The following is a 24,623-nucleotide window of genomic DNA, read 5'->3' as shown; positions in this document are numbered from 1 at the left end:
CGTCCGGCGGCGGTCCTCCCGGGCAGGCTACCGGCGCCGCAGCGGTCAGCGGCCGCGCAGCCGCCGTACGAGGATGCTCGCGTCGCCGCGTGATTCCAGGTCCGCCAGGACGACGGCGACCGCCTCGCGGACGATCCGGCCCCGGTCCACGGCGAGGCCGTGCTCGCCGCGCAGGACGAGGCGCGCGTGCTCCAGGTCCATCAGCTCCTCGGCGGAGACGTAGACCGTGATCTTCTCGTCGTGGCGCTCGCGGCCGCTGGGCCGCCGGTTCGCACCGCGTCCGCCGCCGCGCCTGCGCTGCTGCTGCACGACGGGCGCCGGGGCCGGTTCGCCGGGCGGCTGCGGGCGGCGGCCGGCCTGGGCGGCCACCGCGACCCGGTCGCCGTCGGCGGACCGGCTGCGCGAGTCGCCCGCGTCGGCGCCGGCCGCCGAGTGCTCCGGGCGGGCGGGCGTGGTGCCGGCGTCCGGGGCGGTCTCCCCCGGCGTCTCGGCCCCGGGTTCGTTCTCACCGGCCGGAGCCGGGACCCGGGCCTCGCCGTTCGCCTTGCGCCTCCGCTCGGCGGGCGACGAGGACTGGAGCCCCATCCCCCCGGTCGTACGGAACAGTTCGTCGGCCCCGGGCAGACTCACTCGGCGTGACACCGGGCGAGCACCTCCCTGGCGAGCTGGCGATAGGCGGCGGCACCGACCGAGTTGGAGGCGTACGTGGTGATGGGCTCACCCGCGACCGTCGTCTCCGGGAAGCGGACCGTGCGCCCGATGACCGTGTGGTAGACGTGGTCGTCGAACGCCTCGACCACCCGCGCCAGGACCTCGCGGCTGTGCACCGTACGGGAGTCGTACATGGTGGCGAGGATGCCGTCGAGCTCCAGCTCCGGGTTGAGCCGCTCCTGGACCTTCTCGATCGTCTCGGTGAGCAGCGCCACACCTCGCAGCGCGAAGAACTCGCACTCGAGCGGGACTATCACCTTGTGCGCGGCCGTGAGCGCGTTCACCGTGAGCAGGCCGAGCGAGGGCTGACAGTCGATCACGATGTAGTCGTAGTCGGCCATCAGCGGCTTCAGGGCGCGCTGGAGCGTCGACTCGCGGGCCACCTCGCTGACGAGCTGCACCTCGGCGGCGGAGAGGTCGATGTTGCTGGGGAGCAGGTCCATGTTGGGGACCGCGGTCTTCAGCAGGACCTCGTCGGCCGCCATGCCCCGCTCCATGAGCAGGTTGTAGACGGTGAGGTCGAGCTCCATCGGGTTGACCCCGAGGCCGACCGAGAGGGCGCCCTGCGGGTCGAAGTCGACGAGCAGGACGCGTCGTCCGTACTCCGCGAGCGCGGCGCCCAGGTTGATGGTCGACGTGGTCTTGCCGACGCCGCCCTTCTGGTTGCACATCGCGATGATCTTCGCGGGGCCGTGGTCGGCCAGCGGGCCCGGGATCGGGAAGTAGGGCAGGGGGCGGCCGGTCGGACCGATCCGCTCGCGGCGCTGCCGGGCGGCGTCCGGCGCGAGCGTGGCCGCGTATTCCGGGTCGGGCTCGTACTCGGCGTCGGGGTCGTAGAAATGCGCCTGGGGCGTCTCGGCGAAGTCGGCGAGGGGGGCGGTGTCCCGGCCACTCTCGTTGCCGGCCATGGCGTTCACGTGTAGGCCGTCCATCATCTGGGGGGCTGTCGTCATGTGCTGGTGGGTGGAGAAGGTGCGGACAGCGACGGAGCCGACAGCCTTCAGCCCGTTCGGGCTCTGGCCCCGCGCAGGCATCCCTGGTTGAACACCCCCGGGAGTAATTGTCGACTCATTCACAAGTCGTCTTACCTCCTTGGACGTGACCAGGAAACTTATCGATAGGTCAGCGTGGCACCATGCCGACGATTGGCGACTCTATGGCGTGTCCCCTGTCCGCAGCAACACAATCCGCCGGACCCGGCCCGTTGTGTCGGCAATCGAACGCCCCGCTGTCAAGGGCGCGCAACCCTCGGTACACACTTTTCCCGGGTGTACGAAACGGTTAAAGGGTTACGTTCGAGACGAGTTGCTCGGGGGCGCGTGCGACCCCGGCATGCGTCCGGCCGGACCTTGACAGCAAGGTCCGGCCGGACGCACGGAGTTGACGGAGGGGTTGACCCCGGTCAGCCGATGAGCGTGTGCAGGTCGACGTGGTCGAGGCCGTGCGCCTCGGCCACCTCACGGTAAACGACCTGTCCGTCATGGGTGTTGAGGCCCTTGGCGAGCGCGGCGTCCCGGCGCAGCGCCTCCGCCCAGCCGCGGTTGGCGAGCTCCACGATGTAGGGCAGCGTCGCGTTGGTGAGGGCGTACGTCGAGGTGTTGGGCACCGCGCCGGGCATGTTCGCGACGCAGTAGAAGACCGAATCGTGGACCTGGAAGGTCGGCTCGGCGTGCGTCGTCGGGTGCGAGTCCTCGAAGCAGCCGCCCTGATCAATTGCAATGTCGACAAGTACACTTCCGGGCTTCATCTTGGCGACGAGCTCGTTGGTGACCAGCTTCGGGGCCTTCGCGCCGGGGATCAGCACGGCACCGACGACGAGGTCGGCCTCGACCACGGCCTTCTCCAGCTCGAAGGCGTTGGAGACGACGGTCTGCACCTTGGTGCCGAAGACCTTGTCCGCCTCGCGGAGCTTGTTGATGTCCTTGTCCAGCAGCGTCACGTGGAAACCGAGGCCCACCGCGATCTGGGTGGCGTTCCAGCCGGAGACACCGCCGCCGATGACGACGGCACGGCCGGCCGCCGTGCCGGGGACGCCGCCCGGCAGCACGCCGCGGCCGCCGGCCGAGCGCATCAGGTGGTACGCGCCGACCTGCGGGGCCAGCCGGCCCGCCACCTCGGACATCGGGGCGAGCAACGGGAGCGCCCGGTTGGCCGTCTCGACGGTCTCGTACGCGATGGCGGTGGTGCCCGACTCCAGGAGCGCGTCGGTGCACTCGCGGGAGGCCGCGAGATGCAGGTAGGTGAAGAGCGTCTGGCCCTTGCGGAGGCGGTGGTACTCCTCCGCGACCGGCTCCTTGACCTTGAGCAGCAGGTCGGCGGCGGCCCAGACCTCGTCGGCCGTGGGCAGGATCTCCGCCCCGGCCGCGACGTACTCCTCGTCCGTGATGGAGGAGCCCGCACCGGCGTTCCGCTCGACGACGACCTCGTGGCCGTGGCGGACGAGCTCATGCACACCGGCGGGCGTGATCGCCACGCGGAACTCGTTGTTCTTGACTTCGCGGGGGATGCCGACCTTCATGTCGATCACGGTCCTTGGCTCAGAGGATAATCCGGGCACAGCAATGCAAAAAGGGTAGATGCATCACATGTGAAGGCACCGCGAATGGCCGCGGTACAGCCAGTCTAATGAAGGGCTTCCCGCTGTCTAGCCTTGCAAAGCATTATTTTTCCGATGAAGCACTGCCGGTTTCGCAGGTCGCACCCTCCTCGCCCAGCAATCTGTCGGCCGTGCCCCGGTGCAGCCCGGCCGCCGCGGGGTCACCGAGCCGGTCCAGGGTGTCCGCGAGCCGCAGCTCAAGCGCCGCCTGCAGCCGTACGTCCTTGGCCCGCCGCGCCCACTCCACCGCCTCCCGGCAGGTGCGCAGCGACTCCTGCGGGCGACCCGCGTACTCCTGGACCCGGGCCGTCTCGCTGAGCGCCCGCGCCTGGGCCGCGAGGTCGCCGAGCCTGCGGTGGCCCGCCGCGGCGGCCCGCCAGTTCCGCAACGCCTCGCCGTACCGCCCGGCATAGGTGTGGACGGTGCCGAGCCGCCCGTACAGGCGTGCCGCCTCGGCGGGCTCGCCCTGGGTGAGGCGCTGGGCGAGCGCCCGGCCGTACCAGTCGGAGGCCCGGTGGTAGTCGCCGAGCTCCGCGTAGGCGCCGCCCACGGACTCCATGGCCCGCCCGGTGGCATACGGGTCCCTGGCGGCCCGCCCGGCGTCCAGCGCCGCCCGGTAGCGGGCCAGCGCCTCACGGGTGCGGCCGGTCCCGGCGTCCAGGTCGGCCAGGTTGAGCAGGGCCGCCGCCCGCTCGCGGGGCAGGTCGCGGCGCTCGGCGACGGCCAGCACCAGGCCGTGCAGGGCGTAGAGGTCGGGCGCTGCGGCCTCGGTGCCCTCGTGTGCGGCGAGCGCCCGCACCAGCGCGGCGACCAGTCGGCGGGCCAGCGTGTCGAGGTCCCCGTCCTCCACGGCGATCCGGGCGGCGGCGAGCAGGGCGGGCCTGCGGGCGCGCAGCCAGGCGGCGGCGGTCTCCGGGTTCGGGAAGCGCAGGGTGCGCGGGAGTCCGGCCAGCTTGCGGCGGGACGGCGAGCCCTCGGGGTCGGTGACGGCGCGGCAGGACTGGAGCAGGCGCACGGTGCGCTCCAGCATCCTGGCCCGGGCGAGCTGGATCTCGGCGGGGCGGTCCCGGTCCTCCAGGAGCGCCCGCAGCAGCCCGGCGAGGCAGCCCGGCACCTCGTACTGCGGTTCGTCGGTGCCCTCGCGGCGCAGCAGGCCGAGGGCCACGAAGTCGTCCAGGGTGGTCCGGGCTGCCGAGACGGAGCAGCCGGCCAGCGCGGATGCGGTGTGGGCGTCGGCAAGGCCGCCGGGGGCGAGGGAGAGCAGTCGCAGTATCCGGGCGGGGGTGGCCGGCAGCGAGTCGTGGACGAGGCGGAAGGCGCGGGTCAGCGGGCGTGTCCCGGCGGGCAGTTCGGGGTCGTCCGGCAGCTCGCGCAGCTGCCGCCCGGCGTCGGCCACCGAGGCGGTCGGGCGGGCGGCGAGCCAGCCTCCGACGAGGACGAGGGCGGCCGGCTGCCCGCCGCACTCCTCGGCCAGGGTCTGGGCGGTCAGCGGGTCGACGGTGATCCTGACCTGGCCGGTGGCGCGGCCGAGGAGCTGGACGGCGGAGCCCGCGTCCAGGCCGCCGATGGTGCAGGGCCGGACGCCGGGGATGCCGGTGAGCGGGCCCTCGGAGGTGGCGACGACGAGGCAGTCCGGGTTGTCGGGGAGGAGCGGGTCGACCTGTTCGGCGTCCGTCGCGTCGTCCAGGAGGAGCAGGGCCCGGCGGACGGCCAGGGCCTCGCGGACCATCTCGGTCAGCTCGTCGGCGTCGGCGCCGGGCGGTCCGGCCAGGCCGAGGCGGCCCAGGAGGTCGCGGGCGGCGCGCTCCGGGGGGACGGCACCGCCGCCGGTCTCGGTGAGCCGGACGCGGAGCAGCCCGTCGGGGTAGTCGCCGGTTTCGAGGAGCCGGCGGGCGAGTTCGGAGGCGAGCGCGGTGCGGCCGGAGCCAGGGCGTCCGGCGATCAGGAGGACTCTGGCGCGGGCACTGCGGCGGCCGGCCATGGTGTCGAGTCCGGCGCGCTCGATGTCGTCGCGCAGTTCCTTCAACTCGCGTTCGCGGCCGAAGAATCGGGTCGGTTCCGGGGCGGGCGGCTCCTCGGTCCCCGCTGCCTCGGCCGGGCCGCTGGTGTCCACCGCCTGATCCGTCACGGGCCACGCTCCACTTCGCTGCACGCGTCGCCCTGCGGGACTCCGGTCAGGGCATTCGAAGCGTAGTTCAGGCGGGTGGCCTGAGAAGGGGGAGCGCGACCCGGGCATCCCCCGATCGGATCAGCATTTTTTACGATCGGGGGATGCACGGGAGTGACCGCATGGCCGATCCCATCGACCGCACCGCGAGGTTTCAGACGGGCCGTCAGGCCTCGAAGGGGCGGGCGGGCCAGGGCGCGTCGGCGGGGCGCAGCGCGTCGACGCCGTCCCCCGCGAGGGCCGCGGTGAGCGCGAGCACGCCCACGACCAGGCAGCTGTTGTGCAGGTCCCCGGCGAGCACCTTGCGCACGAGGTCCTGGAGCGGCACCCGGGCCAGCTCCATGTCGGCCTCCTCGTCGGCGACCTCGAAGCGCTCGCCCTCCGCCTCGGAGACGGCCCGGGCGAGGAAGATCCGTACGGCCTCGTCGGAGCCGCCGGGCGAGGTGTAGATGTCGGTGAGCACCCGCCAGTCCTCGGCCTTGACGTACGCCTCCTCGTACAGCTCGCGCTGTGCGGCGTGCAGCGGGTTCTCGCCGGGCACGTCGAGCAGCCCGGCGGGGAGCTCCCACAGCTTGTGGCGGACCGGGTGGCGGTACTGGCGCAGGACGAGGACGCGGCCCTCGTCGTCCAGCGCGAGCACGGCGACCGATCCGGGGTGCACCTGGTAGTCGCGGTGCGCGACCGTACCGTCGGGCATCTCGACGTCGTCGGTGCGGACGCTGGTCTTCTTCCCCCGGAACGGGGTCGCGCTCTCGGTGACCCGCCATTCCTCGGGCGTGTCCTGGAAACCCATCTGCGTCCTCCCACGAAAAACGTTGACCGGGGCCCGCGTCCCTGCTCGGACGCGCGCCCCGGTCAACCGTAACGCCTGCGGAGGTGCCGCCTACTTGCCCTGCCCGCCCCCGGCGGCGCCCGTCTTGCGGGCGACGGCCGCCTTCACCAGACCGGCGAAGAGCGGGTGCGGGCGGGTCGGCCGGGAGCGCAGCTCCGGGTGCGCCTGGGTGGCGACGAGGTACGGGTGGACCTCGCGCGGGTACTCGACGTACTCGACCAGCTTGTTGTCCGGGGAGGTGCCCGAGAAGACCAGCCCGGCCTTCTTCTCCAGCTCGGCGCGGTAGGCGTTGTTGACCTCGTAGCGGTGGCGGTGGCGCTCCTCCACGTACGGCTGGTCGTCGTACGCCTCGCGGACCAGCGAGCCCTCGGCGAGCTTCGCCGGGTACAGGCCGAGCCGCATGGTGCCGCCCAGGTCGCCGGCGCCCTCGACGTACGCGAGCTGCTCCTCCATGGTCGAGATGACCGGGTGGGAGGTCGCGGCGTCGAACTCGGTGGAGTTGGCGTCGGGGATGCCGGCGAGGTTGCGGGCCGCCTCGATCACGATGCACTGGAGGCCGAGGCAGAGGCCGAGCAGCGGCACCTTGTTCTCGCGGGCGTACTGGATCGCGCCGACCTTGCCGACGACGCCGCGCTCGCCGAAGCCGCCGGGGATGCAGATCGCGTCCACACCCGCGAGGGCCTTCTGCGCACCGGCCGGGGTCTTGCAGTCGTCGGACGCGACCCACTCGACCTTGACCCGGGCCTTGTTGGCGAAACCGCCGGCCCGGATGGCCTCGGTGACCGAGAGGTAGGCGTCGGGCAGGTCGATGTACTTGCCGACCAGGGCGACGGTGACCTCGTGGTCGGGGTTGTGGACGCGGTCCAGCAGGTCGTCCCAGGTGGTCCAGTCGACGTCGCGGAACGGCAGGTCCAGCTTGCGCACGACGTAGGCGTCCAGGCCCTCGGTGTGCAGCACCTTGGGGATGTCGTAGATCGACTTGGCGTCCACGCAGGCGACCACGGCGGCCTCGTCCACGTCGCACATCAGCGAGATCTTGCGCTTGATGGCGGTCGGCACGTCGCGGTCGGCGCGCAGCACGATCGCGTCCGGCTGGATACCGATGTTGCGCAGGGCGGCCACGGAGTGCTGGGTGGGCTTGGTCTTCAGCTCGCCGGAGGGGCCGATGTAGGGCAGCAGCGAGATGTGGACGACGAAGACGTTGTCCCGGCCGACCTCGTGGCGGACCTGGCGCACGGTCTCCAGGAACGGCAGCGACTCGATGTCGCCGACCGTGCCGCCGACCTCGGTGATGACCACGTCGACGTCGTCGGTGGCCATGCGGCGGATGCGGTGCTTGATCTCGTTGGTGATGTGCGGGATGACCTGCACGGTGTCGCCCAGGTACTCGCCGCGCCGCTCCTTGGCGATGACCTGCGAGTAGACCTGGCCGGTGGTGACGTTGGCCGAGCCGTCGAGGTCCACGTCGAGGAAGCGCTCGTAGTGGCCGATGTCGAGGTCAGTCTCCGCACCGTCGTTGGTCACGAAGACCTCGCCGTGCTGGAACGGGTTCATCGTGCCCGGGTCGACGTTGAGGTACGGGTCGAGCTTCTGCATGGTGACCCGGAGACCGCGCGCCTTGAGCAGGGCGCCGAGGCTGGAGGCAGTCAGACCCTTGCCGAGGGAAGAGGCGACACCCCCGGTGACGAAGATGTGCTTGGTCGTCGTGGATGTGGGCTGCATAGCCAAAGGGGGCTCCCGTGGTCGCGATCATGAGGTGCGTACCGGCTTGCCGTCCGGAGATTCCGGAGATGCCGTCGCTGCGGTTCGGGGGCCTCGTCTGCTCTCGCCGACGACCACCGGTCCACGGGCTACCAGGGTATCAGCGCCGGGGGGAGACTGCTTCCGGCCACCGGCCCGCGAGCGCGGCGTGAGCCGCATATGCCACTCGCATCCCACTCGATCGGCTGAATCCGGTTGGCAAGAGGGTCGCGCGGATCACCCGGCTGCGTCGTATCCTGCTCGGACACTCGCTCGGGCGAGGCCGGAAGTCCGCAGGTCCCCCCACAACAACCCCTTGCGACAACCTCTTGACCCGCAGTAAGCGCCCCACGGGGCGACATGGCCGTTCGACTGGAGATGCACGTGGCCGGGCGCATCGAGGATTACGCACTCATCGGAGACATGCAGACCGCCGCCCTGGTCTGCCGGGACGGTACAGCCGACTGGCTGTGCCTGCCCCGCTTCGATTCACACGCCATTTTCGCGGGCCTTCTGGGCACCGAGGAACACGGCTTCTGGCGATTGGGGCCGGCCCGCCCCGAGGGCGCGGAGCCGCCCGCGGCCGACCGCCGCCGCTACCGCGGGGACTCCCTCATCCTCGAATCGGAGTGGGACACGCCGCGCGGCACGGTCAGAGTGACCGACTTCATGCCGCCGCGCGACGGCGCGCCGCAGCTGATCCGGATCGTGGAGGGCGTCAGCGGCCGGGTGCCGATGCGCTCGGAGCTGCGCATGCGGTTCAGCTACGGCCGCGTCACCCCCTGGGTGCACAAGGTGGACTCACGTACGGTCGCCGTCGCCGGCCCGGACTCGGTGTGGCTGGACACGCCCGCCGACACCTACGGCGAGAACCTGACGACGTACTCCGACTTCACCGTCTCCCCCGGTGACCGGATCGCGTTCACCATCAGCTGGCAGCCCTCGCACCACGAGCCGCCCGCGCTCCCGGACCCGGACGGCTCGCTGGAGGCGACCGCGGACTTCTGGCGCGAGTGGGTCGAGCAGTGCACGTACCACGGGCCCTACCGCGAGGCGGTGGTCCGCTCGCTGATCACGCTGAAGGCCCTGACGTACGCGCCGACCGGCGGCATCGTCGCCGCGCCGACCACCTCGCTGCCCGAGGACATCGGCGGCTCCCGGAACTGGGACTACCGCTACACCTGGCTGCGCGACGCGGCGATCACCCTCTCCTCGCTGCTGCGCACGGGCTACCGCGAGGAGGCCCGCGCCTGGCGCGAGTGGCTGCTGCGCGCGGTGGCCGGGGACCCGGAGAACCTGCAGATCATGTACGGGATCGCGGGCGAGCGGGAGCTGGGCGAGGCGGAGCTGGAGTGGCTGCCGGGTTACGAGGGCTCGGCCCCGGTCCGCGTCGGCAACGGCGCGGCGGGCCAGCTCCAGCTGGACGTGTACGGCGAGGTCACCGAGGCGCTGCACCTGGCGCACATGACGGGCCTGGCCCGCAACGACTACGCCACCGGGCTCCAGCTCAAGCTGATCGAGTACCTGGAGAAGCACTGGAACGAGCCGGACGAGGGCATCTGGGAGGTGCGCGGGCCGCGCCGCCACTTCGTGCACTCCAAGGTGATGGCCTGGGTCGCGGTCGACCGGACCATCAAGCTCATCGAGTCCGGTGACGCGGAGGGCCCGGTCGAGCGGCTGCACGAGCTGCGCGACGAGATCCACCGCGACGTCTGCGAGCGGGGTTACGACCCCGAGCGCAACACCTTCACCCAGTCCTACGGATCGAGGGAACTGGACGCCTCCCTGCTGCTGATCCCGCAGATGGGCTTCCTGCCCCCCGACGACAAGCGGGTCATCGGCACCATCGAGGCGATCCAGCGGGAGCTGTCCACGGAGGACGGCTTCGTCCTGCGCTACCCGACGGCGGGCGACGACGCGGGCGTGGACGGTCTGGAGGGCGACGAGGGCGCGTTCCTGGCCTGCTCGTTCTGGCTGGCGGACGACCTCGCGATGATCGGCCGGGTCGACGAGGCGCGGCGGCTGTTCGAGCGCCTGCTGTCCCTCCGCAACGACCTGGGCCTGCTGGCCGAGGAGTGGGACGCCCGCCTCCAGCGCCAGGTGGGCAACTTCCCGCAGGCGTTCAGCCACGTGCCCCTGATCGACACGGCCCTGCGCCTGACGGCGAGCGGGGCGTACGTGGGCTGACGCCCCTCGGTGCGCGTTCTCCGCCCGGCTGCCGCTCTCCGGCCGCCGGGCGGAGCCGTGTCAGCCCGGTGCCGGGCCCGTCGCGACCGGCCGGTCCGCAGGGTGCGCCGGGGCCGCCGGGTCCGCCGGGGGCAGCCCCCACTCGCTCCAGGACCCGTCGTACACGGTCAGGTCCCGGTATCCGGCCAGGTCGGCCCCGAGCGCGAGGACGCAGGCGGTCACCCCGGACCCGCAGCTGAAGTACAGCCGCTCGCGGTCACCGGCCGCACCGGCGAACGCTGCGCGCAGCTCGTCGGGCGCCCGCATCCGCCCCTCGTCCTGCAGCCGTCCGAACGGCAGGCTGACGGCACCCGGCATATGGCCGCCGCGCAGCCCGGCCCGCGGCTCCGGCTCCGTGCCCTCGAACCGCCCCCGGGTCCGGGCGTCGAGCACCGCCGCCTCCGGATCGGCCAGCGCCCTGGCCACCTCGCCCGCGCCGGCCAGGAGTCCGGGCCGGGGCCGGGCCGTGAAGTCCCCCTGGCCAGGGGCCGGTTCGGGCGCGTCCTCGGTGACCGGCAGTCCGGCGGCGGTCCAGGCGGGCAGGCCCCCGTCGAGCACGGCGGCCCGGTCGAAGCCCATGGCGCGGAGCATCCACCAGGCCCGGGCACTGGAGTAGATCCCGGCGGTGTCGTACACGACCACGGTGTCCGTGTCGTGCAGGCCGAGCGCCCGCATCTCCTCGGTGAACCGGGCGGCGTCCGGCATCGTGTGGGGCACCGGTGCCGTGGGGTCGGAGAGCGCGCCGTCGATGTCGAAGACCCCGGCCCCCGCGATCCGCGTCGCGCTCCCCCGGTGCGCGCCGCCCGACGCGGCGGGTGCCTGCCCGGGAGCGCCCACCGACGCGTCGAGCACCAGCAGCCCGGGGGCGCCGAGCCGCGCCGCGAGCCAGTCCGTGGAGACGAGGGGTCCGGGCAACGCGCCGACGGCGGTCCTCCCGTCCCCGTACGCCTGTGTTTCCCCGCCCATGCGCCCTCCCCAGCTGCCCGGTCCGATTTTTCAAGATCGCAGCCGGGCTGAGGGCTGTCAACGGGCCAGCGGGTGGGTCAGCTCGTCGTACACCGCGAGCACCTGGGCCACCGTGTCGTCCTCGGTCGGCCAACTCGCCGCCTGTCGCAGGCCCTCGGCGGCCAGCCGGTCCCGCTCGGCCGGGTCGCCGACCAGCCGGGCCACCCCGGCGGCCAGCGCCTCGGCGTCCGCGTACGGCACCAGGACGGCGGCGTCCCCCACGAGTTCGGGCGTGCCGCCGACCGCGGTGGCGACGAGGGGCACCCCGGCCCGCAGCGCCTGCTGGGCGGAGGTCGAGCGGGACTCCCAGCGGCTGGGCAGGACGGCGACGTCGGCGGCGGCCAGGATGGCCGCGGCGTCGGACCGGTCGCCGAGCAGTTCGACGGGCAGGCTCTCGGCCGTGATCCGCCGCCGCAGAACAGCCCGCTCACGCCCCTCGCCGACGACGGCCACCAGCGGTACCGGGTCGAGCAGGCGCCAGGCGGCCGCCGCGTCGAGCAGGGTGCCGTAGCCGTGATGCGGTACGAGACTGCCGAGCGCCACGATCAACGGCCTTTCCACCGCGCCCAGTTCGGCGCGGACCTTGACGGCCGGAGCCCCGGCCCCGCCCTGCGGCCGGGGGGCGGCGACAGGCGCGAGCCGGGCGTCGCGGGCGCCCCGGGCGCGCGCCCGGTCGACCAGGTCGGAGGAGGTGGCGAGCACCACGGCCGCCGTGCGCACGGCCCTGCGCTCCAGGAGGTGCAGCAGCCTGCGGCGGGCTCCCTCGGCGTGGGCCCGGGTGTGCCAGGTGACGACCAGGGGGGTGCGCCGCCCACCGATCGCCAGGGCGGCCCGCACGGCGGCGTGCAGGCCGTGCGCGTGGACGACGTCGGCGTCGGCGCAGGCGGTGCGCAGGGCCGCGACGGCCGCCGGGTCGCTGCGCCGGGGCACGGGCGCGAAGCGAGCGCCGGTGGCGGCGAACTCGTGGATGCGGTTCAGGGCGGCCGGCGCGCAGACGGTGACCCGCACTCCCCGGGCGACCAGCCCGGCGGCCAGCGAGCCGGCGTGCGTGCTGCTGCCGGCACTGCCGCCGCCGAGTACCTGGACCGTGCGCAGCTGTGACACGTCGATTGGCTCCCGGGGCTCCCGAGTCGGGGGTACGAACACGGCCAAGGATGCCAGTCCGTACGCACGTTCCGGCACGACGGAACCGTTACTCCGGGGCTCACCACGACAAATCGGACAGCCGACACCACCCGCACGGGTGAAAGCGTGTACGGCGCCACGACACCCGTACGGCGGGTGCGAGAGCCGGGGCACGCACCCAGGGCGCGCCCCGGCCGGAACGGCTACCCGTCCGCGCGGGCCGTGGCGAGCAGTTCCTCGGCGTGGGCCCGGGCGGTCTCGGAGTCCTCCTGGCCCGCGAGCATCCGGGACAGCTCCCGCACCCGGTCCTCGCCCTCCAGGACGGTGACCCCGCTGCTGGTCACCGAGCCGTCCACGGTCTTCTCGACCAGCAGCTGCCGGTCGGCGAACGCGGCTACCTGGGGCAGGTGCGTGACGACGACCACCTGGGCGGACTTCGCCAGCTTCGCGAGCCGCCGCCCGACCTCGACGGCCGCCTTGCCGCCGACGCCCGCGTCGACCTCGTCGAATAGGTACGTGGGCACGGGGTCGGAGCCCGCGAAGACCACCTCGACCGCGAGCATCACCCGGGACAGCTCACCGCCGGACGCACCCTTGGCGATCGGCCGCGGCTGGGCGCCGGGGTGCGGGGCGAGGAGCAGTTCGACCTCGTCGGCGCCGGACGGGCCGTAGGCCACATTGCGGCCGCCGATCTCGATGCCGGACGCCTCGTCCGCCGCCTCCGCCTGCCGGATGTCGAAGGACACCCGGGCATGCGGCATGGCCAGGGACGCCAGCTCCTCGGTCACCGCCTCCGCGAAGGAGGCGGCGGCAGCCGTCCGGGCGTCCGTCAACGCCTGTCCGAGGCCGGAGAGTTCGGCGCGCAGGGCGTCCCGCTCGGCGGTCAGCTCACCGATCCGGTCGTCGTCGCCCTCCAGCTCGGTGAGCCGGGCCGCGCCCTCCTGCGCCCAGGCGAGTACGGCGGCGATGTCCTCCCCGTATTTCCGGGTGAGGGCGGTGAGCGCGGCGCGCCGCTCCTCGACGGCGGCGAGCCGCAGCGGATCGGCGTCGAGCTGGTCCGCGTAACCGGACAGTTCGCCGGAGACGTCCGCGAGCAGGATCGAGATCTCGCCGACCCGGTCCGCGAGCGAGGCGAGTGCCGGGTCGTGCGAGCGCACCCCGTCGAGCGCCTGCCGGGCGGCGGCCACCACCGTCGTGGCGTCCAGGGCCTCCGGGTCCTCCGGGTTGCCGGCCAGCGCGGTGTGCGCGAGGGCCGCGGCGGAGGCGAGCGCGTCGGCGTGGCCGAGCCGCTCGGCCTCGGCGGCCAGCTCGGTGTCCTCCCCGGGCAGCGGTTCGACGGCGGCGATCTCGTTGAGGCCGAAGCGCAGCAGGTCGGCCTCCTGGGCGCGTTCACGGGCGCGCGTCGTCAGCTCGTCCAGCTCCGCCGCCACGTCCCGCAGCCGCCGGTAGGCCGCCGCGTACTTGGCGAGCGGGACGGCGACCCCGTCGCCCGCGTACCGGTCGAGGGCGCCGCGCTGCCGGGCGGGCTTGAGCAGGCCCTGCTGGTCGGTCTGGCCGTGCACGGCGACGAGTTCGTCGGCCAGCTCGGACAGCACGCCCACGGGCACGGATCTGCCGCCGAGGTGCGCCCGGGAGCGCCCTTCGGCGGAGACGGTGCGGCTGATGAGCAGCGCCCCGTCCTCGATCTCGGCCCCGGCCTCCTCGGCGCGCAGCGCCACAGCGTCGCCGTCGGCCACCGTGATCCGGCCCTCGACCACCGCGGCCTTGGCACCGATCCGCACCAGGGCGGGGTCGGCACGCCCGCCGAGCAGCAGCCCCAGGCTGGTGACGACCATGGTCTTGCCGGCGCCGGTCTCACCCGTCACCGCGGTGAAGCCGGGTGAAAGCTCCACCACCGCGTCGTCGATGACCCCGAGCGACCGTATCCGCATCTCCTCCAACACGGACATGACCATACGAGGTTTCCCGGCCCGCGTGCACACGGGCCACGGCCCGGGCCGCCGGATCGTGCGACCGCCCGGGGTCAGTGCGGCGCGCCCCGCCATCCCGAGACGGGCAGCGCGAACTTGGCCACGAGGCGGTCCGTGAAGGACGCCTGGTGCAGCCGGGCGAGGCGGACGGGCACGGCACCGCGCCGCACCTCGACCCGCGCCCCGGAGGGCAGCTCGACGGTCCTGCGCCCGTCGCACCACAGCACCCCGTGCGGGGTGTGCGGCTGGACCTCGACGGCGAGCACCGAGTCCGGCGAGGTCACGAGCGGCTTGGCGAACAGGGCGTGGGCGCTGATCGGGACCATCAGCAGCGCCTCGACCTCCGGCCAGACCACGGGCCCGCCGGCCGAGAAGGCGTAAGCGGTCGACCCGGTGGGCGTCGCGCACACGATGCCGTCGCAGCCGAACCCGGTCACCGGGCGGCCGTCGATCTCCAGGACCACTTCGAGCATCCGCTCGGGCGACACCTTCTGCACGGCCGCCTCGTTGAGCGCCCAGTCGGTGTGTACGACGTCCCCGTTGCTGTGCACCAGGACGTCGATCGTCATGCGCTCCTCGACCGTGTACGCGCGGGTGACTACCCGGTCGACCACCTTGTCGAGGTCGTCGCGCTCGGCCTCGGCGAGGAAGCCGACCCGGCCGAGGTTGACGCCGAGCATGGGCACACCGGAGGCGCGGGAGAGCTCGGCGCCGCGCAGCAGCGTCCCGTCACCGCCGAGGACGATCAGCAGTTCGCATCCGTTGAGCACCTCCGGCGTGGCATCCGTGACGGTCTCCACGGACGGGGGCAGCGGCAGGTCGGCCGCCTCGGTGGCGAGGACCCGCACCTCCAGGCCGTTGCGCAGCAGCCCCTGCACGACGAGCTCCGCGCTGCGGATCGCGGCCGGGCGGCCGGTGTGCGCGAGAAGGAAGACTGTACGTGCCTCATGCGTCGTCAACGGGGCCCCTCCGCCACTGCACGGTCGACATCCGCGGGATCGAGTTCCGGTGCTCCGGCCCGCAGCCACAGAAAGTACTCGACGTTCCCGGAGGGCCCCGGCAGCGGGCTCGCGGTCACGCCCCGCACCCCCAGGCCCAGCGCCCACGCCCGGCGGGCCACTTCCCGTACCGCATCGGCGCGCAGTTCGGGGCTGCGCACCACACCGCCGCTGCCGAGGCGTTCCTTGCCGACCTCGAACTGCGGCTTGACCATGAGGACCAGGTCGGCGCCGGGGGCCGTGCAGCGGACGAGGGCCGGCATCACGAGTCCGAGCGGGATGAACGACAGGTCGCCGACCACCAGGTCGACCGGTTCGCCGTCGATGGCCTCCAGGGTCAGTTCCCGGACGTTGGTGCGGTCCTTGACGACGACGCGCTTGTCGGACTGGAGCGACCAGGCGAGCTGCCCGTAGCCGACATCCACGGCCACCACCTGGGCGACCCCGGCGCGCAGCAGGACGTCGGTGAACCCGCCGGTCGAGGCCCCCGCGTCCAGCGCCCGGCGGCCCTCGACCTCCAGCCCGAGCGGGACGAAGGCGGCGAGGGCGCCGGCCAGCTTGTGGCCGCCGCGCGAGACGTACTCGGGGTCGCTGTCGTCCTTGGTGACGACGACGGCCGCGCTGGTCTCGACCTGGGTGGCCGGTTTGGTCGCGGTGTTGCCGCCGACGGTCACCCGGCCCGCCGCGATCAGCTGGCTGGCGTGCTCGCGCGACCGGGCCAGCTTGCGGCGTACCAGCTCGGCGTCGAGACGGCGACGGGCGACTCCTGCCACGTTCGGTTCAGCTCCTGTGGTTGTACGGGGGCACCGGTACGGGTGGTCCCGGTGCGGGGGCGGGCCCGGCGTCCAGCGCGCTCAGTGCCTCGCGCAGGCCCCGGTGTACATCCTCGTACACCTCGGTGTGTCCGTCCGCCGCGAGGTGGTCGGCGTCGGCCAGCCGCTCCAGCAGGCCGTCCACCTCCGCGTCGCCGGTGGGCGTCCGTACGACGCCGAGGGGCGCGGGCCCCGCGGGCTCGGCCGGCTCCGGCGGGGCGTCCGTCTCGGGCTCGGGCATCGGGTCGCTCATGCGGAAACGCTACCGCGAAGCGCTGGGGTAACGTCGATCATGATGGCGACCATGGCGGAGTGCCGCAGCGCACTCGACAGACTTTCCGACAACCTCGCGGGGGCCGACGGCGACGTGCGCCGCGCCGCCGACCTGGACCGCTCGCTGAGCTGCCACATCCGGGACCTGGACATCACGTTCACCGGCCGCCTGTCCGGCGGCCGCATCCGGGTCCTGGACACACTGGAGGGCCCACCCCGCGAAAAGGCCGAGATCCGCCTCGCGATGACCGGCGACGACCTGGTCGCCCTGGTCGACGGCGACCTGAACTTCGCGAAGGCCTGGGCCTCGGGCCGGGTCCGCCTGGAGGCGGGCTTCAGAGACCTCCTGAAACTGAAGTCACTGCTGTGACGGCGCCGGTCCCATCAAGCCCGTCCGGCGATTGAGGACGTCTTCTCAGCCCCGCCGCGCGCCCGCGCGGCGGGCACCACCAGAGGCGTCCCGGTCTCCGGATCGGGGATCACCTGGCACCGCAGCCCGAACACCCGCTCCACCAGCTCCGCGGTGACGATCTCCCCCGGCGCCCCCTCCGCGACGATCTCCCCGCCCCGCATCGCGATCAGATGCGTGGCGTACCGCGCCGCGTGGTTCAGGTCGTGCAGGACGGCCACCAGCGTCCGCCCCTGGGTCTCGTGCAGCTCGGCGCACAGGTCCAGCACATCGATCTGGTGCTGGATGTCGAGGTACGTCGTCGGCTCGTCGAGCAGCAGCAGCGGCGTCTGCTGGGCGAGGGCCATCGCGATCCAGACCCGCTGACGCTGGCCGCCGGACAATTCGTCGACATAGCGATCGGCCAGCTCACCGACGCCCGTCGCCTCCATCGACTCCTGGACCACTCGCTCGTCCTCGGGCGACCACTGCCGCAGCAGCCCCTGGTGCGGGTACCGCCCGCGCGCCACGAGGTCCGCGACCGTGATGCCCTCCGGCGCGATCGAGGACTGCGGCAGCAGGCCCAGCGTCTTCGCGACCTTCTTGGCGGGCAGTCCGTGGATCGACTCGCCGTCTAGCAGCACCCGGCCGCGGATCGGCTTCAGCATCCGGGAGAGCGCCCGCAGCAGCGTCGACTTGCCGCAGGCGTTGGGGCCGACGATCACGGTGAACGAGTGGTCGGGTATCTCGACCGAAAGGTTCTCCGCGATGACCCGATGGTCGTATCCGAGGGTCACCGAGTCCGCGGTGAGGCGCTGCATGGTCGTACTCCGGGGGTCGGACGGTCGGCTGTCGGACGGTCGGCTGTCGAACGGTGGAAGAGGGTCGGCGGTACGGGGTCTCATATGTGCCCCGCCTTGCGCTCGGTCACCAGCAGCCACACCAGATAGCAGCCACCGAGCACCCCGGTGACCACACCCACGGGCAGCTGGCGGTCGCCGAACGCGTCGAGCGCGATCCAGTCGGCGACGAGCAGGAGCGCCGCCCCCATGAACGTCGCGGCGACCAGGTTCGGCCCGGGCGACCGGGTCAGCCGGCGCGCCAGCTGCGGGGCGCTCAGCGAGACGAAGGCGATCGGCCCGGCGGCGGCCGTGGCGACGGCGACGAGCAGCACGGCGGCGCCCATGAGGAGGAGACGGGTGCGTTCCACCCGTACCCCGAGCGCGTACGCCGCGTCGTCGCCCATCTCCATGACGCGCAGGGCCGGGCCGTGCCCGTACACCAGCGGGAGCAGCACGGCGCAGACGACCAGCAGCGGCCAGACCTGCGCCCAGTCGCGCCCGTCGAGCGAGCCGGTCATCCAGACGACGGCACGGGTCGCGTCGACCAGGTTCGCCTTGGTGATCAGGTACTGCGTCGCGGCGGTCAGCATGGCGGCCGCCCCGATCCCCACCAGGACCAGCCGGAAGCCGTGCACCCCGCGCTTCCACGCCAGCAGGTAGACGGCGAGACCGGTCAGCAGGCCGCCGACGACCGCACCGGCCGCGACCTCGTTCGCGTCGCCCCCGAAGAGGACGATCACGGTGAGCGCGCCGACCGTGGCGCCCTGCCCGAAGCCGAGCACGTCGGGGCTGCCGAGCGGGTTGCGGGAGATGGTCTGGAAGACGGCGCCCCCGGCACCGAGCGCCCCGCCGACGAGGAGTCCGACGAGGACCCGGGGCAGCCGCAGGTCCCTGACGATGAACTCCTGCTGGAAGGTGCCGTGGCCGAAGAGCGTGTTCAGAACCTCGCCGGGCGTCATCGAGAAGTCGCCGCTGCCGATGAGGACGACGGCGGCGCCCGCCGCCACGAGGGCCAGGAGCAGGACGACCAGGGCCGCCCGCACGTTCATGCGGAACGAGTACCCGCCCGTCCGCACGGCCCGTACCGGCAGGACGGCACGCGCCGTCTCCTTCGTGCTCGTGGCGCTCACAGCTGCGACATCCTCTTGCGTCGTACGAGGTAGATGAAGACGGGCCCGCCGATGAGCGCGGTGACGATGCCGACCTGGAGCTCCGAGGGGCGGGCGATGACCCGGCCGACGACGTCCGCGCCGAGCAGGAGCACCGGGGAGAGGACCGCCGCGTACGGCAGGATCCACCGCAGGTCCGGACCGGTGAGGGTGCGCACCAGGTGCGGGATCATCAGCCCGATGAAGACGATCGGCCCGCACGCGGCGGTCGCCGCCCCGCAGAGCAGCGTCACGGCGAGCATCGCGAGCACCCGGGTCCTGGTCAGGTGCGCGCCCAGGGCCCGGGCGGTGTCGTCGCCCATCTCCAGGGCGTTGAGCGGGCGCGCGATGAACACGGTGAGCAGGACGCCCGCCGCGATGAACGGCCACACCTTGCCGACGGTCTCCGTGTTCGCGGAGGCCAGCGAGCCGACCGTCCAGAACCGCAGCCGGTCCAGTGCCGCCGAGTCCAGCAGCTGTACGGCGTTGACGTACCCGTAGAGCGCGGCGGTCACGGCCGTCCCGGCGAGCGCGAGCCGCACCGGGGTGGAGGACCGGCTTCCGCCGAGGAAGTACACGGCCACCGAGACGGTCGCGGCGCCCGCGAAGGCGAACCACACATAGCCGGTCAGCGAGGTCACGCCGAAGAAGCTGATCGCGGAGACGACGGCGGCCGAGGCCCCCGCGTTGACACCGAGGATGCCGGGTTCGGCGAGCGGGTTACGGGTCAGCGCCTGCATCACCGCCCCGGCGAGCCCCAGCGCGGCGCCCACGAGCAGCCCCAGCACCGTGCGGGGGACGCGGACCTCGCGTACGAGGACGTCGTCGCCATTGCCCGCGTAGTGGAAGAGGGCGTGCCACACGTCGGAGAGCGGCAGCGCCTTGGCGCCGATTCCGATGGACGCGAGACACACCAGCACGAGGACGGCGACCGCCGCCAGGAGCCCCGCCGCTCTCGCCGCGTGACGCCTGCGGGGAGCGGCGGCCTGGTCCGGCGCGGTTATCGGGCCGGAACTGGAATCCGGGGGGCTTTCAACCAACACCCGGTTAGGTTAGCCTACCCAGCCTTCGTGGGCCCCGGGCCCGTCCTCACAGCCCGAGCCGGGCCAGGGCCTTGTCCGCGTCCAGGTCACAGGCCCCGTCCCCGGCGTGCGACCAGGCCGCCGCGCACAGTGCTCGCAGCCCGTCGAGCGCGTCGCCTTCGCCGTCCAGCACGAGCGCGCCGCCCCTGGCGGATGCCGTCCAGCCGCCGCAGCGGAATCCCTCGCCGTCCCCGGTCACCTCGGGCTGTCCGGTGAGCAGCCCGCGCAGGTCGGCGTCGATGTACGTCGGCCGGTGCTCGGGGACGGCGGTCACCAGCTGGGCCGCGTCGGTCACCCCGGTCAGCACGAGCAGCGAGTCGACGCCTCCGTTGAACGCCCCCTCGATGTCGGTGTCCAGCCGGTCGCCGACCACCAGCGGCCGTTCGGCCCCGGTGCGCAGCACGGTCTCGCGGTGCATCGGCGGGAGCGGCTTCCCCGCGACCTGCGGTTCGGCGCCGGTGGCGATGCGGACGACCTCGACGGCCGCCCCGTTGCCCGGTGCGATGCCGCGCGCGCCCGGGATGGTCAGGTCCGTGTTGGACGCGAACCACGGCAGCCCGCGGTTGATCGCGTACGAAGCCTCCGCGAACCGGCCCCACGGCAGGTCGGGGCCACCGTATCCCTGGACGACGGCGACGGGGTCGTCGTCGGCCGACTCGACGGGTTCGAGGCCGCGTTCCCGCAGCGCGACGCGCAGTCCCTCGCCGCCGATGACGAGGACCCGGGCACCGGCGGGCAACTGGTCGGCGACGAGCCGGGCCACGGCCTGTGCCGAGGTGATCACATCGGTGGGCTCGGCCGGAACGCCCAGCTCGGTCAGGTGCTCGGCCACGGCGGCCGGGGTGCGCAGCGCGTTGTTGGTGACGTACGCCAGGTGCATCCCACCGTCCCGCGCGGCGCCGAGCGCCTCGACGGCATGGTCGATCGCGTGCCCTCCCGCGTACACGACACCGTCGAGGTCGAGCAGCGCCGTGTCGTACGCCTCGCTCAGCGCGGTGCTGCTGCCGCTCGGCCTGGTCCTGCTCGTCCCGCTCATGTTCCGCGCTCCTCTTCGACTGCTTCTCCCCCGATCATCGCGCATCGGTGCACCCCGCATACGATGCGTGGATGAACACACGAGGCACGTCGGACCAGGGCCTGCGTCTGCTTCCGTTCCGTGGCCTGCGGTACGTCCCCGAGCGGGTCGGCAGCCTCGCCGCGGTGACCTCTCCTCCGTACGACGTGGTCGTGCGGCCCGACGGGCTGCTGCACCTGGAGTCGGCGGACCCGCACAACATCGTCCGGCTGATCCTGCCGCAGGCCGGCACGGTCGCCGCCCGCAACGCCCGGGCCGCCGCCACCCTGGACGACTGGCTCGCGGAGGGCGTCCTCGCCCCGGACGCCGAGCCCGCCCTGTACGTGTACGAGCAGCGCGACGACGAGATCCTGCAACGGGGCGTCATCGGCGCCCTCGCCCTGTCGGAGCCGGCCGAGGGCGTGGTGCTTCCGCACGAGGACGTCATGGCGCATGTGGTCGAGGACCGGGCCGACCTGATGCGGGCCACCGCCGCCCATCTGGAACCGCTGCTGCTGACGTATCGGGGCGACGAGGACGCGGTGACGGGGGCGGCCGCGGTGGTCGAGCGGACCGTCGAGCGCGAGCCGCTGCTCTGCACGACCACGGAGGACGGCTTCCGCCACCGGCTGTGGGCGGTCACCGATCCCGCCGAACGCGCGGAGATCCAGGCGGACCTGGCCCGGCACCAGGCCCTCATCGCGGACGGCCACCACCGCTGGGCCACCTATCTCAGGCTCCAGCGGGAGCACACGGACCCGGGCCCCTGGGACTACGGCCTCGTGCTCCTGGTGGACACCGCCCGCCACCCGCTCCGGGTCCGCGCCATCCACCGCCTGCTGCACGGGCTGCCGGTCGCGGACGCGCTGACCACCCTGGCCGGACTGTTCCGGATACGGGAGGTGGCGGGGCCGCTTCCGGACGCGATGGCGGCCCTGGCCGGGGCGGCCGCGGAGGGCAACGCCTTCCTGCTCGCGGGCGACGGGGGCTTCCATCTGGTCGACCGCCCGGACCCGGCGCTGCTGGCCCGCACGGTCCCGGCGAACCGCCCGGCCGGCTGGCGCACCCTCGACGCGACGGTCCTCCACTCCTCGCTGCTCGACCGGGTCTGGCGCATCCCGGACGACCCGGCGCACATCGCGTACATCCACGACACGGCCGCCGCGGTGGAGCAGGCCGAGCGGAACGGCTCCACGGCGGTGCTGATGCATCCGGTACGCGAGGAACTCGTCCGGGACCTGGCCCGCCAGGGCGTCACCATGCCCCGCAAATCGACGTCGTTCGGCCCGAAGCCGGCGACGGGCCTGGTCCTGCGCAGCCTGAACCTGGGCTGAACGCGAAAGAGGGCGGCACCCGCGCGGGGTGCCGCCCTCTTCTCATGCGTTACGCCTGGGACGGGCCGTCCTCGTCGGCGTCGTCCCGGTCCGCGTCGGCGGCGACGGGCTCGTCCTCGTCGTCGTCCAGGGCGTCCACGAACTCGACGCCGTCCAGCTCGGCGAGGCGGTCGGACGCGTCGGTGGCGCCGTCCTTGTCGGCCTCCAGTGCCTTGCCGAACCACTCGCGCGCCTCGTCCTCGCGGCCCGCTTCGAGCAGCGCGTCCGCGTACGCGTAGCGCAGGCGCGGGGTCCACGGGTGCACGGCGTTCGAGGCGAGCTCGGGGCTCTGCAGGGTGACGATGGCGGCGTCGAGCTGCCCCATGTCCCGCCGGGCGCCGGCGGCCACGAGACGCATCTCGACCTGGCCTGCCTTGTCCAGCTTCTGCACCTCGGGCTCACCGGCCATCGCCATGGCCTTCTCGGGCCGCCCCAGACCGCGCTCGCAGTCGGCCATGACCGGCCACAGCTCCACGGACCCGGTCATCCGCCGGGCCGCCCGGAACTCCGCCAGGGCCTCCGCGTACTTCTGGGTCGCGTAGGCGGCGAAACCGGCGGCCTCGCGGACTGCGGCGACGCGCGAGGCGAGCCGGAGGGCGATGCGCGAGTACGCGTACGCCTGCTCGGGGTCCTCGTCGATGAGCCGGGCCACCATGACCAGGTTCCGCGCGACGTCCTCGGCCAGCGTCTTGGGCAGGCTCAGCAGCTCCTGGCGGACGTCCTGGTCGATCTCGTGACCGGTGACGTCGTCCGGGATGGGCAGCCGCTTGATGGGCTCGCGGTCGCGGTCGTCCCGGCGCTCGTAACCGCCCTGGCGGCCACCGCGGTCGTCGCGGCCCCGGTAGCCGCCCCGGTCGTCACGGCGGTCGTCCCGCTGGCCGCGGTAGCCGCCGCCACGGTTGTCGTCGCGGCGGGGGCCGCGGTCGCGGTCCCGGTCCCGGTCGTCACGGCGGAAGCCACCGCCGGCCGGGCGGCTGTCGTCGCGGCGGGGACCGCGGGGGCGGTCGTCCCGGCGGTCGTCGCGGCGGTCGTGACCGTAGCCGCCGGAACGGCCGCCACGGTCGTCGTCGCGGCGCGGAGCGCGGTCGCGGTCATAGCCACCCGGCCGGCCACCGCGGTCGTCATCGCGGCGCGGGGCTCGGTCGTCGCGGCGGTAGCCGCCACGGTCGTCGTCCCGGCGCGGGGCGCGGTCGTCGCGGCGGAACCCGCCACCGGAATTGCCCCCACGGTCGTCGCGGCGGAAGCCGCCCCCGGAGGGACGGTCGTCGCGGCGGAAGCCACCGCCACGGTTGTCGTCATCCCGGCGGGGACCACGAGGCCGGTCGTCGCGGCGCTCGTAACCACCCGGCCGGCCACCACGGTCGTCATCGCGGCGCGGGGCTCGGTCGTCGCGGCGGTAGCCGCCACGGTCGTCGTCCCGGCGCGGGGCACGGTCATCGCGACGGAACCCACCACGGTCGTCATCGCGGCGCGGGGCACGGTCGTCGCGACGGAACCCGCCACGGTCGTCATCGCGGCGCGGGGCGCGGTCGTCGCGGCGGAACCCGCCACCGGAATTGCCCCCACGGTCGTCGCGGCGGAAGCCGCCCCCGGAGGGACGGTCGTCGCGGCGGAAGCCACCGCCACGGTTGTCGTCATCCCGGCGGGGACCACGAGGCCGGTCGTCGCGGCGCTCGTAACCACCCGGCCGGCCACCACGCTCGTCATCACGACGCGGGGCACGGTCATCGCGACGGAACCCACCACGGTCGTCGTAGCCGCCGCCCCGGTCATCGCGCCGGAAGCCGCCACCGGTGGAACCACCTCGGTCGTCCCGGCGGAAACCACCGCCGGAGGGACGGTCGTCGCGGCGCGGTCCACGATCCCGGTCGCGGTCCCGGTCGTCGCGGCGGAAGCCGCCCCCGGAGGGACGGTCGTCGCGGCGGTATCCACCGCGGTCGTCGTCCCGGCGCGGACCGCGCGAGCGGTCGTCGCGACCGCCGCCGAAGCCGCCCCGGTCACCGCCTTCCCGGCGACGCGGCTCGCGCTCCGAACGATCGTCGGGAGAGTTGGTGGACATGGGTGGAGCTCCTGTCATCGGGGTACTACAGACATTCTTGCGCAGCCGGACACCCGACGCGCTTCGGGCAAAACAAAAAGGACCCTTGGTCCCAGCGCTGAACGCTGGGACCAAGGGTCCTTCAAAAATTGTTCGGCGGCGTCCTACTCTCCCACAGGGTCCCCCCTGCAGTACCATCGGCGCTGAAAGGCTTAGCTTCCGGGTTCGGAATGTAACCGGGCG

At 73.3% G+C, this 24,623-nt stretch carries 20 protein-coding genes, 1 rRNA gene and 1 pseudogene; 3 read left to right on the top strand and 19 right to left on the bottom strand.

What is annotated here, in order from left to right; translation table 11 throughout:
* Nucleotides 1–45 precede the first annotated feature (45 nt).
* The 6 genes from ACZ6C6_RS22455 to ACZ6C6_RS22430 all read right to left on the bottom strand — a co-directional run bounded on the left by ACZ6C6_RS22455 (nucleotide 46) and on the right by ACZ6C6_RS22430 (nucleotide 8,028).
* Complete coding sequence (locus tag ACZ6C6_RS22455) at nucleotides 46–630, bottom strand: hypothetical protein (RefSeq protein WP_469205322.1); 585 nt, start codon at nucleotides 628–630, stop codon at nucleotides 46–48.
* Nucleotides 627–1,745, bottom strand: coding sequence for a ParA family protein (locus ACZ6C6_RS22450; protein WP_469205051.1), 1,119 nt, complete (start codon nucleotides 1,743–1,745; stop codon nucleotides 627–629). Before ACZ6C6_RS22450 ends, ACZ6C6_RS22455 begins: the two co-directional genes overlap by 4 nt.
* A 368-nt stretch (nucleotides 1,746–2,113) precedes the next feature.
* The gene (gene ald / locus ACZ6C6_RS22445; RefSeq protein ID WP_469205321.1) at nucleotides 2,114–3,229 is read right to left on the bottom strand and encodes an alanine dehydrogenase; all 1,116 of its coding nucleotides are present in this window, start codon (nucleotides 3,227–3,229) and stop codon (nucleotides 2,114–2,116) included.
* Between the two features lie 142 nt (nucleotides 3,230–3,371).
* Nucleotides 3,372–5,435, bottom strand: a complete 2,064-nt coding sequence (locus ACZ6C6_RS22440) for a tetratricopeptide repeat protein (protein ID WP_469205050.1) — start codon at nucleotides 5,433–5,435, stop codon at nucleotides 3,372–3,374.
* Between the two features lie 205 nt (nucleotides 5,436–5,640).
* Nucleotides 5,641–6,267, bottom strand: coding sequence for an NUDIX domain-containing protein (locus tag ACZ6C6_RS22435; RefSeq protein WP_469205049.1), 627 nt, complete (start codon nucleotides 6,265–6,267; stop codon nucleotides 5,641–5,643).
* A gap of 90 nt (nucleotides 6,268–6,357) precedes the next feature.
* Entirely contained in the window at nucleotides 6,358–8,028 is a 1,671-nt protein-coding gene (locus tag ACZ6C6_RS22430) for a CTP synthase (protein ID WP_469205048.1), read from the bottom strand.
* Between the two features lie 402 nt (nucleotides 8,029–8,430).
* On the opposite strand from ACZ6C6_RS22430, the gene ACZ6C6_RS22425 reads away from it, so the two are divergent.
* Nucleotides 8,431–10,233: a glycoside hydrolase family 15 protein gene (locus tag ACZ6C6_RS22425; protein ID WP_469205320.1), complete on the top strand. Its 1,803-nt coding sequence runs from the start codon at nucleotides 8,431–8,433 to the stop codon at nucleotides 10,231–10,233.
* Between the two features lie 60 nt (nucleotides 10,234–10,293).
* Here the strand turns inward: ACZ6C6_RS22425 and ACZ6C6_RS22420 are convergent, their stop codons facing one another.
* The 6 genes from ACZ6C6_RS22420 to ACZ6C6_RS22395 form a co-directional block, all read right to left on the bottom strand.
* Entirely contained in the window at nucleotides 10,294–11,238 is a 945-nt protein-coding gene (locus ACZ6C6_RS22420) for a sulfurtransferase (protein ID WP_469205047.1), read from the bottom strand.
* A gap of 57 nt (nucleotides 11,239–11,295) precedes the next feature.
* Nucleotides 11,296–12,381 carry a glycosyltransferase family 4 protein gene (locus tag ACZ6C6_RS22415; RefSeq protein WP_469205046.1) on the bottom strand — a complete coding sequence of 362 codons (1,086 nt, stop codon included), beginning with the start codon at nucleotides 12,379–12,381 and terminating at the stop codon, nucleotides 11,296–11,298.
* Between the two features lie 224 nt (nucleotides 12,382–12,605).
* Entirely contained in the window at nucleotides 12,606–14,351 is a 1,746-nt protein-coding gene (gene recN / locus ACZ6C6_RS22410) for a DNA repair protein RecN (protein WP_469205045.1), read from the bottom strand.
* Nucleotides 14,352–14,425: 74 nt separating this feature from the next.
* Nucleotides 14,426–15,331, bottom strand: a complete 906-nt coding sequence (locus ACZ6C6_RS22405) for an NAD kinase (RefSeq protein ID WP_469205044.1) — start codon at nucleotides 15,329–15,331, stop codon at nucleotides 14,426–14,428.
* On the bottom strand, nucleotides 15,328–16,143 hold the full coding sequence (locus ACZ6C6_RS22400) for a TlyA family RNA methyltransferase (RefSeq protein WP_469205043.1): 816 nt from the start codon (nucleotides 16,141–16,143) through the stop codon (nucleotides 15,328–15,330). Before ACZ6C6_RS22400 ends, ACZ6C6_RS22405 begins: the two co-directional genes overlap by 4 nt.
* 7 nt (nucleotides 16,144–16,150) lie before the next feature.
* A complete protein-coding gene (locus ACZ6C6_RS22395; RefSeq protein WP_469205319.1) occupies nucleotides 16,151–16,423 on the bottom strand; it encodes a hypothetical protein in 273 nt (90 codons plus the stop codon).
* A gap of 54 nt (nucleotides 16,424–16,477) precedes the next feature.
* Here ACZ6C6_RS22395 and ACZ6C6_RS22390 point away from each other — a divergent pair, with 54 nt between their 5' ends.
* Nucleotides 16,478–16,825, top strand: coding sequence for an SCP2 sterol-binding domain-containing protein (locus ACZ6C6_RS22390; RefSeq protein WP_469205318.1), 348 nt, complete (start codon nucleotides 16,478–16,480; stop codon nucleotides 16,823–16,825).
* 14 nt (nucleotides 16,826–16,839) lie between these two features.
* Here the strand turns inward: ACZ6C6_RS22390 and ACZ6C6_RS22385 are convergent, their stop codons facing one another.
* The 4 genes from ACZ6C6_RS22385 to ACZ6C6_RS22370 form a co-directional block, all read right to left on the bottom strand.
* The gene (locus ACZ6C6_RS22385; RefSeq protein ID WP_469205042.1) at nucleotides 16,840–17,664 is read right to left on the bottom strand and encodes an ABC transporter ATP-binding protein; all 825 of its coding nucleotides are present in this window, start codon (nucleotides 17,662–17,664) and stop codon (nucleotides 16,840–16,842) included.
* Between the two features lie 80 nt (nucleotides 17,665–17,744).
* The gene (locus tag ACZ6C6_RS22380; protein WP_469205041.1) at nucleotides 17,745–18,815 is read right to left on the bottom strand and encodes a FecCD family ABC transporter permease; all 1,071 of its coding nucleotides are present in this window, start codon (nucleotides 18,813–18,815) and stop codon (nucleotides 17,745–17,747) included.
* Nucleotides 18,812–19,876: a FecCD family ABC transporter permease gene (locus ACZ6C6_RS22375; protein WP_469205040.1), complete on the bottom strand. Its 1,065-nt coding sequence runs from the start codon at nucleotides 19,874–19,876 to the stop codon at nucleotides 18,812–18,814. The genes ACZ6C6_RS22380 and ACZ6C6_RS22375 overlap by 4 nt, the downstream gene beginning before the upstream one ends.
* Before the next feature lie 46 nt (nucleotides 19,877–19,922).
* Nucleotides 19,923–20,951: an HAD-IIA family hydrolase gene (locus ACZ6C6_RS22370; protein ID WP_469205039.1), complete on the bottom strand. Its 1,029-nt coding sequence runs from the start codon at nucleotides 20,949–20,951 to the stop codon at nucleotides 19,923–19,925.
* A gap of 71 nt (nucleotides 20,952–21,022) precedes the next feature.
* Here ACZ6C6_RS22370 and ACZ6C6_RS22365 point away from each other — a divergent pair, with 71 nt between their 5' ends.
* On the top strand, nucleotides 21,023–22,303 hold the full coding sequence (locus ACZ6C6_RS22365; protein ID WP_469205038.1) for a DUF1015 family protein: 1,281 nt from the start codon (nucleotides 21,023–21,025) through the stop codon (nucleotides 22,301–22,303).
* 49 nt (nucleotides 22,304–22,352) lie between these two features.
* On the opposite strand, the gene ACZ6C6_RS22360 is transcribed toward ACZ6C6_RS22365, so the two are convergent.
* From ACZ6C6_RS22360 to rrf, 3 genes and pseudogenes are all read right to left on the bottom strand, one after another.
* Nucleotides 22,353–23,045: a tetratricopeptide repeat protein gene (locus ACZ6C6_RS22360; RefSeq protein ID WP_469205317.1), complete on the bottom strand. Its 693-nt coding sequence runs from the start codon at nucleotides 23,043–23,045 to the stop codon at nucleotides 22,353–22,355.
* Nucleotides 23,046–23,723: 678 nt separating this feature from the next.
* A pseudogene (locus tag ACZ6C6_RS22355) lies at nucleotides 23,724–24,317 on the bottom strand (DEAD/DEAH box helicase); the annotation flags it as partial.
* A 214-nt stretch (nucleotides 24,318–24,531) separates the two neighbouring features.
* Nucleotides 24,532–24,623 (bottom strand): 5S ribosomal RNA (gene rrf, locus ACZ6C6_RS22350); the annotation flags it as partial.

The sequence above is a fragment of the Streptomyces sp. NPDC041814 genome (assembly GCF_055590565.1).
The sequence above is the reverse complement of the archived record's forward strand: the minus strand, read 5'-3'. Positions and strand labels throughout refer to the sequence as shown.